At 33.9% G+C, this 15,054-nt stretch carries 15 protein-coding genes; 1 reads left to right on the forward strand and 14 read right to left on the reverse strand.

From position 1 onward, the window contains the following. Nucleotides 1-3: 3 nt before the first annotated feature. From ACFQ13_RS01625 to ACFQ13_RS01670, 10 genes are all read right to left on the reverse strand, one after another. Nucleotides 4-852 (reverse strand): sulfotransferase domain-containing protein, encoded by an 849-nt coding sequence (locus ACFQ13_RS01625; protein ID WP_386113342.1) that lies wholly within the window; start codon nt 850-852, stop codon nt 4-6. Then, entirely contained in the window at nt 839-1,945 is a 1,107-nt protein-coding gene (locus ACFQ13_RS01630; protein ID WP_386113343.1) for a glycosyltransferase family 4 protein, read from the reverse strand. The genes ACFQ13_RS01625 and ACFQ13_RS01630 overlap by 14 nt, the downstream gene beginning before the upstream one ends. After that, the gene (locus ACFQ13_RS01635; protein ID WP_386113344.1) at nt 1,935-2,522 is read right to left on the reverse strand and encodes a serine acetyltransferase; all 588 of its coding nucleotides are present in this window, start codon (nt 2,520-2,522) and stop codon (nt 1,935-1,937) included. Before ACFQ13_RS01635 ends, ACFQ13_RS01630 begins: the two co-directional genes overlap by 11 nt. Nucleotides 2,523-2,533: 11 nt before the next feature. Next, nucleotides 2,534-3,520, reverse strand: a complete 987-nt coding sequence (locus ACFQ13_RS01640) for a glycosyltransferase family 2 protein (RefSeq protein WP_386113345.1) — start codon at nt 3,518-3,520, stop codon at nt 2,534-2,536. A gap of 3 nt (nt 3,521-3,523) precedes the next feature. Beyond that, nucleotides 3,524-4,852: an asparagine synthase-related protein gene (locus tag ACFQ13_RS01645; protein WP_386113346.1), complete on the reverse strand. Its 1,329-nt coding sequence runs from the start codon at nt 4,850-4,852 to the stop codon at nt 3,524-3,526. A 246-nt stretch (nt 4,853-5,098) separates the two neighbouring features. Then, complete coding sequence (gene asnB, locus ACFQ13_RS01650; RefSeq protein ID WP_386113347.1) at nt 5,099-6,916, reverse strand: asparagine synthase (glutamine-hydrolyzing); 1,818 nt, start codon at nt 6,914-6,916, stop codon at nt 5,099-5,101. Nucleotides 6,917-6,919: 3 nt separating this feature from the next. Next, nucleotides 6,920-7,663: a methyltransferase domain-containing protein gene (locus ACFQ13_RS01655; RefSeq protein ID WP_386113348.1), complete on the reverse strand. Its 744-nt coding sequence runs from the start codon at nt 7,661-7,663 to the stop codon at nt 6,920-6,922. Nucleotides 7,664-7,691: 28 nt separating this feature from the next. Further along, nucleotides 7,692-8,606, reverse strand: a complete 915-nt coding sequence (locus tag ACFQ13_RS01660; RefSeq protein ID WP_386113349.1) for a glycosyltransferase family 2 protein — start codon at nt 8,604-8,606, stop codon at nt 7,692-7,694. A 30-nt stretch (nt 8,607-8,636) separates the two neighbouring features. Then, complete coding sequence (locus ACFQ13_RS01665) at nt 8,637-9,608, reverse strand: glycosyltransferase family 2 protein (RefSeq protein WP_386113351.1); 972 nt, start codon at nt 9,606-9,608, stop codon at nt 8,637-8,639. Then, on the reverse strand, nt 9,584-10,552 hold the full coding sequence (locus tag ACFQ13_RS01670; RefSeq protein WP_386113353.1) for a glycosyltransferase family 2 protein: 969 nt from the start codon (nt 10,550-10,552) through the stop codon (nt 9,584-9,586). The genes ACFQ13_RS01665 and ACFQ13_RS01670 overlap by 25 nt, the downstream gene beginning before the upstream one ends. A gap of 399 nt (nt 10,553-10,951) precedes the next feature. Between ACFQ13_RS01670 and ACFQ13_RS01675 the strand changes: the two genes are divergently transcribed. Further along, the gene (locus ACFQ13_RS01675) at nt 10,952-11,593 is read left to right on the forward strand and encodes a DUF6266 family protein (RefSeq protein WP_386113355.1); all 642 of its coding nucleotides are present in this window, start codon (nt 10,952-10,954) and stop codon (nt 11,591-11,593) included. A gap of 131 nt (nt 11,594-11,724) precedes the next feature. Here the strand turns inward: ACFQ13_RS01675 and ACFQ13_RS01680 are convergent, their stop codons facing one another. The 4 genes from ACFQ13_RS01680 to ACFQ13_RS01695 form a co-directional block, all read right to left on the reverse strand. Continuing rightward, complete coding sequence (locus ACFQ13_RS01680; RefSeq protein ID WP_386113356.1) at nt 11,725-12,045, reverse strand: helix-turn-helix domain-containing protein; 321 nt, start codon at nt 12,043-12,045, stop codon at nt 11,725-11,727. A 175-nt stretch (nt 12,046-12,220) separates the two neighbouring features. Then, nucleotides 12,221-13,342, reverse strand: a complete 1,122-nt coding sequence (locus tag ACFQ13_RS01685; protein WP_386113358.1) for a glycosyltransferase family 4 protein — start codon at nt 13,340-13,342, stop codon at nt 12,221-12,223. Between the two features lie 3 nt (nt 13,343-13,345). Further along, a complete protein-coding gene (locus tag ACFQ13_RS01690) occupies nt 13,346-14,272 on the reverse strand; it encodes a glycosyltransferase family 2 protein (protein ID WP_386113360.1) in 927 nt (308 codons plus the stop codon). Next, nucleotides 14,269-15,054 carry a glycosyltransferase family 2 protein gene (locus ACFQ13_RS01695; protein WP_386113362.1) on the reverse strand — a complete coding sequence of 262 codons (786 nt, stop codon included), beginning with the start codon at nt 15,052-15,054 and terminating at the stop codon, nt 14,269-14,271. Before ACFQ13_RS01695 ends, ACFQ13_RS01690 begins: the two co-directional genes overlap by 4 nt.

Genomic DNA, 15,054 nt, shown 5'->3' on the forward strand with positions numbered 1-15,054 from the left:
ATTCTATTTAAAACGTCGTTCGTATAAATCCGTTTTAAAAATGTCTAAAATGTTATTAATTCCAGCTATAGTTTCATCCGATAAATCCATGGTCTTATTAGTAACTAAAGCGCCTTTCGGATGTGTTTTAGATGATGGTCGATTATAAATAGCGTCAAGATTTGGTGCAACCTCCAAATTAAATGTATGGCAAATATTACGCAATAAACTAATATCGCCAAGTAAATCTTCGTATCTAACGACTGTTATACGTTCTAAATAATTTGCAAAACGTGAAATGGGCACCACATTTTCAATACACCAACGCAAAGCCAATACTTCTGTCTTAGAAAGTTTGGCATAATTAGAAATATTAAAATCAAACTCCTTTTTAATAAATGCAACCAAATCAGGTTGTGCGGTAAAATGCGACAAATCAAATAACCAAGGAAACTGAACTTGTAGTTGTGAACGTATCACATCATAAGGATTTCGAATAATGTGTATAACTGGAATATTAAACACCTCACGCAAATACAAGCCAGATAAATTAAACCTTACAAACTTAATTATAAAACGTTTTGGCACTAAAGGCCACAAATGCCGTTTCCATTTACGATTACTATTCTGAGCAATCCAATCGCAATCTACGGTATTACTAAAAACCTGCTTCAAATATTTTTTCGCAGGTTTAGATGATACGGTACCATGAAACCATTTATCACATAACAAATACCCATTCTTAGTTCGGGTTTCTTGTTCAGGCTCAAACAACATACGATACCGATGGGGTTGCGACAAAGTTTCACTAAGCCAACTCGTACCACTTCTAGCACTACCTACTATAACTATATGTTTCTTAAAGGACCTCATGACTCATCATTTTAGTATACAAAGCTTCATGTGCTTTTATAAAAGTAACCATCGTAAAATGGGCTTCACAATAAGCTCTAAGTTTACACCCTAAGACATCAAGAGCAGCGGAATCCAATTCTTTAAGGTTTTGTATTTTTTCAGCTAAGGCTTCTGAATCGCCTGCTTTGAATAACAACGCTTTAAAATCTTTTAAAACATAATTAATACCCGTTATATCCGATCCCAACACAGGAAGCCCCATACTCATAGCTTCTACTAGCGCCATAGGCATACCTTCTTTACGTCCTTCATCAAGTGTAGGAATAACGTATAAATCTGCCGATTTCATATAAGGTCTCACATCTAATGCTTTCCCTAAAAAAGCAACCTGATCTTGTAACTCCAACCGGTCCCGTAAAGCAACCATAGCATGGCCATAAGCATTATCAAAATCTCCCAAAACACTTAACTTCACCTGGCTGTCATTTAGCCTAGCCATAGCTTCCAATAACACTTGTATCCCTTTTACGGGCACTAAATTGGCGACTGTTATAATATGAAAATGGGTATCTGCTGGCTTGGTATAACTGGTTACCGCGTGCGGACTATAATACGACGTATCAATACCTAAAGGGATTAAAGCTTGGGCTTTTTTATTTGGAAAATACCCCCCCATCTCTTCATTAATGGTAATAATAAAATGGGCTAAATAACTTTTTATTTGCCAATGCTTATTAAAGCCCATAGCCTTTTTAGTATACAACCATTTTTTACCTACCAGATGCGCCGCTAAGGCTTCCGTCCAATCATTACTCCATTGCCAAGAATGAATAATATCAAAATCATGCTGCTTATAAAAACGCGCTATCGGTACTATACGAAATGGCAACGATATGTAAGGCCTGTAAGGCACCTTCGTCTCAAAAATATAAATTGGTACATGTAAAGACTCTATAACCTTAAAAAAGGAGCCCTCTGAACTTCCACAAGCTATAGATATATCAAATTTATTCTTATCAAGTCCTTTAACTAAATCATAAACAACTTTACCACTTCCAGCCGTATTAAAATTAGAGATAGTAAATAAAACACGTATTTTTTTAGAGCTCATCAATTTCTTTAATAATTTTTGCTGGATTTCCTGCAATCACACAATTAGAAGGCACATCTTTTACTACAACCGATCCAGCCCCTATCACGACATTATTGCCGATTTTGATAGAACCAATAATTACCACGTTAGCGCCGACTGTTACATTATCTCCAATAATTGGACGTAATTGATTATCATTACCTTTATTACCAATGGTTAAACCATTGCGGAATTGAAAGTCTTTTCCTATTGATTCCGCATTAATAACACTAGCAAAAGGATGATAACATAGCATCCCACCGGCTATTTTTGTGTTTCTAAATAATTTACACGGGATATCACTTACAAATACTTTTCGCCATTGCGAGTTTAACTTATTTATACGCCAAAAAAAGACAAAAGCATAATCTGGGTAATAAGTCATTAAATGTTTAAACTGTTGCTCTATTGAAGCATTTTGCACCTTACTCCCTCTAACTTTCAATGTTTGTATTATGTCTTCTTGAATAACACCATTACCTAATACATAGCGTCTGTAAAGGCTAGGAATTAAAATTTTTTTCTTGATTTTTTTTATGAAATGAGTTGGTTTCAAATGTATTGTATTTAATCCGTAAGTTGCTTAACGACTCTAGGCACCAAATGATACCCATAAATTTTCCTTAGCACTTCTAACGGCAATATAACTAATATTGATAAATATAATCGAATTGAAATTGGAATACTTATTCCTTTAATATCATCAAATAATTGCTGTTTTAAACGCTTTCGTTCTTTAAATTCAGGCGTATAAACAAGTTGTCTACCCATAGATTGAAATAGCTGACTAAATAAAATCTTTTTAAATGTTTTAGGAGGATTATATTCTAAATAAAAAGGTAAATGTGCTTTTACCAGCCTAGGCCATATCATGAAAGCGCGTGGCATCTGGCGTTTCGATTGTTGTATTGTTGACACTTCATGCTTATAGTACAAATACACATAGGAATCTAAAAAGGCTACAGCACTAGTCATCCCTAATCTTATATCGAATGCCGTATCTTCTCCTATTTTTATTTCTTCAGGATACACACCTATTTTATCAAAGACGCTACGTCTGTATAAGAAGGCAGGTGGTCCTACCACATGTTTTAAGTGCTCAAACCATAATAACCCCCAATAGGGTTTTTCTTTAAAAACTACCTTATCAGTTTCATCGGTTGGTTTCTCTGTTTCAGTAATCCCTTTATAGGATTTCACCATTTTACCAAATACAGCATCCACATCTTTATTGCCTTCTAAAACAGCGAGCATTTTATGTAAAGCATGCGGATAAATCTCATCATCCACATCAAACATATAAACATAATCCCCTTTAGCCTTTTCAATACCTAAATTTCGGGCAGGTGCAGCACCTTGCTTGGCTTGCTTAAAAAGCTTGACTCTTTTATCCTGTGTTATTAATTTTTGAATGTTTTGTACCGAACTATCTGTAGAATTATTATCTACATATAGAATTTCAAAATCATCTACATGTTGATTTAAGATAGACTGATAGGATTTATCAATAAAATCAGCACCATTATAAACAGGAATAACAACAGATAATTGCATACATTATTTGGTGTAAAAGTGTTTCTTCCAAAGGGAAAAGGTTAATAACATACTTACAGGTGTGGAATAATAAACAGCATCCACGTTTTTAAATTTATCATAAAATGCAGCAACCACCTCCTTGGGAATAAATGCTAAAAAAGAATCATCAAAAAGACGTTCTTTTAACTGCGCATCATTGGCTTCCCCATAAAACTGCAGTTCAAAATTCCGCTGAATATAAGGCTTCCCCACAGCCGCTTTAAGCTCACGTTGCAACTTATTTAAAATACGATAAGGTAAATTATAAGGTACTTTATTGTATTGGTAATTATTTAAATGAAACGGCTTTTGCTGGTGCCATGTAATTTCTGCTATGGCTTGATTCTGTTGTAAATGGGCTATTTGCAAACGCCTATCGGCAAGATATGCTTCTGGAACCGTACAAATAAACTGCAACATCCGGTCGTCATAATACGGTAAGGTAATGGGGTTTGCCTCTGCAAACACTTGCAAATTAGTGGTGGTCCATCGGTGTGCCCATTGCGAGGTTTTAAAGGCTCGTATACGGGCACTAATATTTTTAATCGGTATTTTAGCCAAACCGGCTTCTATACGAGATACTAAATAGGACTTAAAAGTCCCATCTAATCCCCATGCCTGCCAAAGCGCTTCTGCAAATTCCAAGCCTCCCGGTTTTAACATCTTTTTTAAAAGCAACGGAATAACATCTTGTTCTGCCACCCCATCTGGAGCACCGCGATCAAACAACACATCCCCCCAGTGCCCTAAAGAAAACACACCCGTCTTCTGTTTCAATTCCGGTAATACCGCCATTTGCCTTGCATGGGTAAACTCCGAAAAACAGCCATTTAGCTGTGCCAAATCATCGATACAGCCCCATAAATACCCTTTAGAAATACTATAGGCTTCAAAATCAAACCCACAAACGTCGGCTATTTGTTTACTTATTTTATGCTCAGGATATCCGCCAGGAAAATAATAACTATAAGCCGATACCCTATTGGGTAAATCTTTAAAAACTAAGGCCTGACTTCTACTGTCTAAGCCACCGGATAACGGTAATATAACGGGGCTATCACCTACTTGATCTTTGGTGATAGTAGTTAATAAATCAACATATTCTTTTAAAGCGGCTTCAAATGTTAGGTCTCGAGGGGTATAATGCCATTCAAACCACGGCGTACTATCTATTAAATAACCATCTGCATCTAAAGTATGACGATGTCCTGGAGCCAAACAAATTTCGTCTTTATAATACGTATCACCATCCATAAAAAACCCCGTAGCGGCATATATGCATATAGCCTCAAGATTTAACTCATGTGGCATCTTAGCTTTTTTAACAAAGACCTGCTTTGTCGGCAATATTGGGCTCTTTATTGTTGTCATATTACTAGCAAGCTAATATAATAAAAAAGGTGACGTTACATTAAGGTATCTGAAGAGTTTTTTTGAAACCAAAAAGGCTATATTCCCTTATTAAAAACAACTATGTTTACTGTAGTTTTCAAACAAGATGTCCAATTACTTGTTTCTTTTAAAGTCTATCTTATTTAGATTTGATATTTCGTCACATTAAACATGTAAATTCGCCCACTTTTGCCAAGCATAAATATGCCAAACACCCCAAGCATTATCATGCTTCTTCGCATAAAAATCCGTAACATAGTCTTGCAGAACTGATACATCCATGGCTTCTTTACCATAAAAAGGGGTGTCAAAAACAAAATGCATAACATCAGCACGCAACTCTTTATGTAACCAATTATTTAAAGGTACCGTAAACCCCATTTTCTTTTGATTTATTAGTGTTTCTGGAATCTCTTGGGCTAACAACTTTTTTAAATTCTTTTTTAAATCTTGCATGTTATGTAATTCGCCTTCTTGTTGCCAAGCACTCTCAATACTATTCTTATCCAAAAATGGTACTCGAACCTCTAAACTATGTGCCATACTAGCACGGTCTACCTTTATTAAAACTCTCTGCATATGCGCATAAAATTCATTCCAGCGTTGTTCGTGCAATAACCTACTATTATTTGAGTTCGTAAAGGAATATAAGTTATTAATAGATTTGGAAAATGATGTATTTGGAAAAGCAGCACTTAACGTTTCTACTGGAAGTTTTAAATGCTTATTGGCAATAAATGCATCCAAACTTTTAAAATAAGGGGCCCAAGTTTTAGTTAGACCTAAGGTATTAGTGATCTGAGCTAAAGGTTTTCTAAGAAAAAAAGGCAACTTAAACCACCAACGTTTTTGTAAAACATCCAACATTCTTGGATAACCAAAAAACAACTCATCACCTCCGTCTCCTGATAACATCACCGTATGTTTCTTTTTAGCTTCTTTTGAAATAACATAGGTTGGAATACTTGAGTAATCTCCAAAAGGTTCTGGATATGCCTTGAAATGTGAATCTATTTCTAACAACAAATCCCTTTCATGTACGGCTACAATATGTTGTTTTATTTCTAAATGTGTTGCATAAGCCTTCGCTATTTCACTTTCATTTAAATTTGGATTATCTACTTCTAAAGTAAAAGCTTCAATATCTGGAATATGCTTCTTAGCATATGCACTAACTATAGGACTATCCACCCCTCCACTCAAAAACGTTGCAATTGGTACATCACTCACTAATTGTTTAGAAACAGCATTTTGCAAAATAGCAGATAAATCTGTTGTCGATTCTACCGCTTTTTGCGTTTTTTTAAAGGAAACTATAGCCTTCTTAGTAACATTTCCTTGTCTATCTATTTGTAATAATTCACCAGGGTTTACTTGAAAAATAGATTTATAAATAGTATTTGGTGCTTGCATATAACCAAAACCAAAGTATTCTTTTACTATTTCGGGTACCAACGCCAAGGTTTTACAAAACCAAGTATGTTTATATACCTGATCAAACTGTGAGGCCATAACTACCCCCTCTTGAGCTACACCATAAAACAAAGGTTTTATACCTGCAAAATCACGTGTAAGATACAAACAGTCTTTTTCAGTATCAACAACAGCTATGGCAAACATCCCATTTAGAAGCTGCACCGTAGTTTCTACACCTTTCTTATCCAATAAATGTATAAGCACTTCGGTATCGGATGTTGAGTGTAAATTGGTGAGTCCATAGGTTTGAGCTAAAGCTTTATAATTATAAATTTCACCATTAAAAACAACATGATAACGACCACTAGGACTTTGCTTAGGCTGATTACCTTGCGGAGAAACGTCTAAAATAGCCAACCTATTAAACCCTAACTGAAAGCCAGCCCCTGTTTCTATGCCACTTGCATCAGGACCACGATGCCTAGACATTGCTAAAAGCTTTTTAAACTCAGTTAATTGGGTTACTTCGTAATTTTTAAATGTATACTCACCTATAAATCCACACATAACTTATTTTTTTTTTTCAAAAATCCCTACTATGGCTGATGAAAAATATTTAGAAGAATGTTTTTCTAATATTTCATTAGCAAAGTATTTAAAAAATAAACGATGCCCTTTATAAATAAGTTTTTGAATCAAATTATTTTTCTGGTGTACACCTAAAGGGAAACCTCCATAATAATCTAGAAAGAGTAACGATAGATTGTTTCGTTTTGCAAAATTTTCAAAAACCTGAAGTTTCATACATTTTAAATTATGAACCTTTAAATTTTTATAATCCACCATATATTTATAGAACTTTATATACCCTCTCATATTAGGTATCATGACCAATAAACGTCCTTGATCAGACATATATTTTACATGTAAATCTAAAATAGTATCGTAATTTTCAAAATGTTCAATAAAACCATTGGACATCACATAATCATATGAGGTTTGTGGTTTAAACTTCGTAAAATCCTCTTGAACAATATGATATTTTGGTACATCCATCACTTTAAAGGAGCCCTCTATTTGTGTAATGTATGAATTATAATCTAGACAAGTTGGCTTAAGCTTATACTGATATGCTAAATAACGTCCTGGAAAGCCACCTATTTCTATAACGCTTTTTTTCTCATCATTATCTTTTATAAAGACATTCCAAATTCTATCATAATATGAACAAACTGTAGTAATGTGCTTTTTGTTTACATGACTATGTTTGTAATAACTTTCCCAATATTTTTCTGTTGTAAGCTTATCTTCCATTATTTAAATCTATAAATTAATATTAAACTCACTTATTAAATACGCCATATTTCAATAAAAAATACCCAAACCGCATTCCTTCCTGTATATTTATTTTAAAAACACTAATAATCAAATTCACTTTAATTTGAAGTCCTGGACAATGATTCTTTAACAGTTGCTTGTAGCGTTTCGCTTCAACTTTAGCAATTAACCCCCTATCTTTCTTTGTAAAATGCAGCTCTCCCCATTTTAGAAGCGCTTTAGTCAATGCTCGATATCTTATAAATTGCTCATAAGGATCTGTATTAACCATACGAGAGGTATTGTCATCATGCTTCCGTACACATGCCAGTACATCTGGCAAGGCATAAAATGGGTAGTAATAAGCCACGCGACGCCACATTTCCCAATCCTCTTCAATTCTAAAATCAGTATTAAACACCCCAACGGTATCAAAAACTTCTCGCCTTAAAACTGGCGTAATCATAGAAAGTCGATTTTTAAACAATAAATCTTTAAAAACATAACCATGATTTCCTCTTTGTTTTATGACACGTCCGGTTCGAACACCATCAGTATTAACAAATTCAATATTACCGGTTACCAAGCCTACTTCGGGATTCGATTTAAATACGGGTATTTGTTTTTCTAATTTATCAGACAACCAAAAGTCATCATCATCACAAAAAGCTATTAAAGCACCTTTACTCTTAGATAGGCCAAAATTTCTTGCCCCATTTACACCTTTTGGGAAATCATTACTTCGTTTAAAATAAGCTATCCTAGTATCTTGCTGACTGAAGTCAGCCATTATTTTTGCGGTATTATCAGTACTTCCATCATCAACAACAATACATTCCCAATGAGGATATGTTTGTGATAATATACTTTGAATAGCAAAACCGATATATGCTTCACGATTTAAAGTTGGGATAATAATAGAAACGACAACGTCATTCATTCAAAATAATTTTAGAGATTAAGCCTTTAACTAGTCTTTAAGCAAAACATAACCTTTATTAAAAATAGTATAAGACACAAAACCTATTAGAGTTTTCAACACACCCAGTATATCAGATTGCCTCCATTGAAATTTTAATAATGTACGTAACACAAAATATTTTATATTATTGTTTTCAACAAGAGCACGTCTCAAATAATGTTTAAAACGCTGTACTATGAGTAGCTCCAAAATAACTATATATTTTTTTAGTTCATTCTTTTCTAACAATTCTATATGTTTAACTCTAGCTTTTAAATCAGACCGAATCTCAACCTCATTTAGTTTGTTCATTTCTTTAGAAAAAGAGTTTTCATGCCATCTATATAATATATTAGCAGAATTTAAATAAGCTATTTTCGGCTTAGTATATAACATTCGTAAATTAAAATCCCAATCATCAACATTACGTATACTTTCGTCAAAAAGATATTCTTGCTTCAGTAAAAACGACCTACTCCATAAAGGACCACTAACAAAAAAAGTCATTTTTCCTGAAATAAAATCAGAAAACAAATCATGGGTTTTAAAATTGTTAGTATGTTTCTTTTTATTTGTCTCTAAATCAACAACATCTACTTTGGATACAACAACATCTTCACAATCAGTAAATCGACCAACCCATTCCTCTAAAGCACAGGGCATGAATATATCATCACTATCAAAAAAATTAATAAAGTCCCCTTTACTTTTTTCAAACCCATAATTCCTACAACTGCAAGGCCCTTTTAATTTATTTTCGGGGCGTTTGTAGTAACGGAAGCGTTTATCACGAAGCATATAATCAGACATGATTTCGGCTGTGTTATCTGTACTACCATCATCCACTACAATGCACTCCCAGTTGGTATAGGTTTGAGCAATTATAGAGTCTAAAGTTTCCCCTATAATATGTGCTCTATTATAGGTCGGGATGATTATAGAAATTAAAGCTGTTTCTAACATAACTCCATAGTTTTCCATCGTTTATTAATTCTGTAACTATAAAGTTTAAACCTGAACATACTACCACACACAAACTTAAACTCCATAAAAACTGACTTATTTTCATGTTTTAAAATGGGACCTAAGTGCTTGTAAATAAATGCCGCTGTATTATAATCACCATGCTTTAAACTCATAAAAAAATACACCATAAGTGTTTGAAAACATCTATTGATTAATTGGCAATCTCTAATTTCTATCGCTCGTTTCAAGTTTTCTATATTAATATAGCTTTGTGAGAATTTATAATCAGAAACGTAAACCTTATTTTCAGCAGACTTTGTGGAACCGTGTTGTCTGTATAAAAATAAAGGCTTATTAATAATAACGCATTGCTCTTGTGATAAATTATAAAATATCCGAGAGAAGAATTCAGTCTCTTGTCCTCTCAATATTTCAGGATTAAAAAGTTCCGTATTATCTAAAAAACATCTTCTAAAGGTTACATTATTGGTTACAATTTTAAAATTCCAAAGCACATAGTCTCTATACAAAATTGTCTTTATTTTTAAATCAACTATAGAAGTTTCTTTTAATGATTTGTCAACTTTTTTACAAGAGCATATTACTAAATCTATCCCTTCACTGAACGCAAACAGTTTTACTTTTAAAAAATTAAACAACATTACATCATCATCATCAAACCACTGAACATATTTACCCTTTGACACCTCAAACCCATAATTACGAGCCCCATTCCCACCTGGTAAATATGTGTCTGGTCGGTTATGATATTGAAATCGAGAATCCTTTTCTAAATAAGTAGCCATTAAGGCCGCAGTACCATCCGTACTGCCATCATCTACCACAATACACTCCCAGTTGGTATAAGTTTGTGACAGCACAGAATCTAAAGTCTCTCCTATTAAATGGGCACGATTATAAGTGGGTATAATTATAGACACCAATGGTGTAGTAGACATCTTATTATTTTTAATAGCTGGGCTAATATAGGGAATTTATTCTTTGATAAATGAATGATAGGTAATGAGTGAAGCGTGGTGCGTGGTGAAATCTTGGTTTAAGTTTGCTTGGCTTCGGAAATGGGTCCATTTTTAGCATATACACCCAAAGCGCTATCGAAGGAATCCCGAAGGAAACTCGAAGAAACCACCTCAAAAACGCGGCGTTCTTGTCAGGCTGTGTCTCTGTCGTTCACATTAAATCAGTAGAGTTCAGCAGAGGTCTTCTTGTTTCATAGCTGTTTAATTTCGTTCACAACACACTTTATGACATCACTAGTAATCACTACGTTTCAACCTCTTGTTTGGTAGCTTAATAGGCAGTAGCTTGAGGTATTATTAATCATAAATTTTTGAATTATGGCAACATTTGACAAAGGCATACTTGGCGGTTTTTCCGGTAAAGTAGGCAACGTAGTAGGGTCGCGCTGGAGAGGTAAAAACATCATGCGCAGTTTACCAACACGGGGTAATTACACCCCATCGGTAAAACAATTGGAACAACGTGAAAAATTTAAAACGGTTATTCAATTCCTAACACCTATAGTCCCCGTACTGGATTTGTACTTTGGTAATAAACAAGGTGATAAATCTCGTTATAATTTAGCCACCTCGTACCATATTACCGAAGCGGTTATAGATACCGGATTGGGATTTGCTATAGATTATACCAAAGTATTAATTAGTAAAGGGGATTTACGTGGCATAGATGCCGGTGCTGTAGCAGCTGCCGCAGGACAGACCCTGAATTTTACTTGGGCTGATAATAGCGGTCAAGGAAATGCCTCGGCGTTTGACGATTTTATGGTGGTGGTTTTTGCCCCGGGATTGGATGAGTTTTATTCCAACCTAGCAGTAGATACACGCGATGCTACATCAGCATCCGTTTCACTACCCGCTTATTGGACGGGGCAGGACGTAGAAATATGGGCTGCATTTAATAAACCAGACACCAAACTGGCAGCAACAAGCAGCTATTTAGGAACTGTAACATTAACCTAACCCCCTATGGTGGTTATTAAAAAACGCAGAAAAGTAAATTTTACTTTTCTGCGTTTTTTTTATTTGTGAGAAATGGATAGTAAGTAGTGAGTGGTTCATGGTGCCTGGTGAAAAACTTGTCCCATAAAAACTCATTCTTTCTTTAAACTATTAATAGCGCGTTGTAACATAACTTTATTCAGCAAAACTTTAGGATACATCGGAATACGTCCTAATACAAAACTGGGCAAGACGCGTTTTTTACGAAGGCGGTAAATGGTACTCCTACTAATATTAAGATGCTTGACAACCTCATCTGTTGTAAGCCATTCCTCATTACGGATCACCTCTGGATTATTAGACAGAAAAGCCTGTAAAGCTTCGGGTTGGGACTGCTTAAGGACTTGCTTTGTTTTTGTAGCCTTAGTACGTTTAGTGGATGTTGAACGTTTGGTAGGTTTAGTAGGTTTCATAGGCTCAGGAATTTAAACAACACAACCAACTGAATTGCAGTTGATTAACCCCAAGTTAGCATTTTTTTTAATTAGTTGTACGCCAAAACAAAAAAATACGTAGAAATACGTATGTATACCTTTACCTACATGATTATCAAGCTTGTTATAAGAAAATTATAAACCCTGTAATTACTTAACTAGTTGCTGTGTGCTTATAATCAGCTGTCTCTTTCAAGATGTTTTGTAAACTCTCAATATGACGTTTTATATTATAATTTCTTAAAATATGCTGCTTCCCTGATGTTCCTAATTTTTTAGCATATTCCACATCATCCATAAGTTGTAACATATTGTTCGCCATACCGTGAACATCATGCTCCTCACATAACAAACCGGTTTCTCCATCTATAATCACATCTGGTATTCCTGCATGCTTAGTAGCAATTACAGGTAATCCTGATACACTAGCTTCTAGTACAGCTAAAGGTGTCCCTTCCATATCACCACTCGCAGCTACAATGGAATGTTGCACAAAACCCAATGATTCTGACAACAAAACCCTATAAGCCTCTGGAGTAACCACACCTAGAAATTGTACTTGCTTTTCTAATTGATACTGTTTAACCAAGTTAACACATACATTCATTAAAGAGCCACTACCCGCTAACAACAAATGTGCATCGGGATGTTTATGGGCAATTTCATTGAAAGCCATAATAGTATAATAAGGTGCTTTTTTATCGGTAAAACGACCTATACCTATGAATTGTTTTTTTGCAAAGGTTGGTGTAACAGCTTCAAACTCTGGTTGAGGACCATACACGTTATACACTAGCTTTTCCTTAGGACAACCAAGACCTAATAACATCTGCTTCATTTTTGTAGAAACAGCAACTATTTTTGTAGCGTAATTAAAAACGTCCTTATAATCATTACAAGCTTTAATTGCTGTATGTACACTAGCATCATAACCATGAAAATGGACTACTACAGGCAAACCACTTTTAACCAATACATCTTTCATATTAAAAGCATGCGTACCATACTCCACTAAAACAACATCTATGTTCTTTTCTTTTAATGAAGCAAGCACTGCCTCTTCATTTATATAAGAAAAGGAATACTTTTTTATTTTACGAACCAAACGTAATCTCAATAACGCCCATTTAGAAACTAAAGAGTTCGCTGCTTCTAACCGAATACGTCCCCTTCCTCCATAATAATAAAACACTTGCCCTTTAAGGTAGTTTTTATGTGCCTGAATAAAAGTTTCAGAATATGGGTTTTGGCTTGGTGTGAAAATAGCAATATTCATTTACTAGTATTTTTTTAGTTTAAAACAAATAAACTGAAAAGCGAATACAACCTTTTTAAAAAGAGAAGGGTGTAGTCTATAAAAACTTCTTTTAAATAAGTCTTTTTTTGTATGCAATTTAAACCAGTTAACTAACAACTTATTATTCATTACTTTATTGTTAATCCCTTGTTTCTCCTTCAAATATTGTCTTATTAAAGATTCTTCTATCAGTCGCACTTTTTTTTTATTGCTATTAAAATGATTTCTACTTACCTGATTATGGTGTCTAAAAAAGTTTAAATCCTGATTAATGAATGCAATATTAGTATTACTCACTAACTGTAACCAAAAAAACCAATCACCGCACATCCTCATAGATAGTAAAGCCTTATTAAAGTACACATCGCTAATTATATCCTTTTTAAACACAACAGCACTGGCATTAGGTATTACATTCTTTAAAAGGAGATAATCTGATATAAATTTAGCCCCATCCATTTTAAAATCATCTTTCCAAATATTAGTTTTATAAGACTGTGTATAATTTATTCTATGAGAAAGTTTATCTCCATTTTCATCTATATCTAAACTCTGCGTATATACAACTCCCACATCACCAACCAAAGTTTTTAAACAGGTTTCCAAAAAATTTAGCTCGCAATAATCATCACTCTCTGCAATCCAAACATATGTTCCTTTAGCTAAAGCAATCCCTTTTTCCCATTGCTTAAAAGGACTACCTGAATTATCCTTATTAATAATAACATGACTTACTTTTGGATGATTTACATACGAATTTAAAAGTAACGCACTATCATCTGTAGACGCATCATCCAATAAAATCACTTCAAAATCTTGAAATGTCTGATTAAAAACAGAATCTAAACGTTGCTGTAAAAAGTCAGAATGATTGTAATTGGGAATAATAATAGAGAAAGTCGGTTTCAATATGATTTTAATTTGTTAAAAACTTTCCTAAATACAGATGTTGAAAGTTCTTTTTTTAAATATATATTTTCTTTTAACAGTTTTTGATAAGCTTTTATATACAGTTGATAATGCTTTTGTTTAATATAGTCTAAATTTTCTTGCATCATATCGTCGTTAAAAGACTTAATCATAGAGCTGTTAGACACCCGATAATCAAATGTAATTTTATTTAAATAAAAAAAACTAAAATCCGTTTTCATAATACTTAACCAAAAATCCCAATCTTCATGCCCTTGATAAGGTAAATTTTCTTCATAACCACCAATAATATCAAATAGTGATTTACGGATAACGGCACAGGCGTCTATATAATTATGATTTAACATTTTGAATAGGTCAAAATCACCAACATTCCAAATCCCGGACTTTTCCCCAAAATACATAGCATCTCCATAAACGACACCAATATTACTTTCATTATTCAATATGCTAATTGCATTTCTTACAAATTCTGGTCGAACCTTGTTATCTGAATCTAACGGTAAAATATAGCTCCCTACAGCTTTACTTATACCATAATTTCTAGCACTACCTAAACCGCCATTTGTTTTTTTATAATATTTAAACCTATGGTCTTTTTCTGTCCATTTTAAGGCAATTTCCTCCAAATTATCTGGCGAACCATCATTAACCATAATAGCTTCCCAGGCATTATAATTTTGATCAATGACAGATTGCAAGGTATCTTCTAAGGTTCTTTGTGAATTGTAACAGGGAATAATAATACTTACATTTATCAT

The sequence above is a fragment of the Winogradskyella rapida genome (assembly GCF_042675845.1).
GTDB lineage: Bacteria > Bacteroidota > Bacteroidia > Flavobacteriales > Flavobacteriaceae > Winogradskyella > Winogradskyella rapida.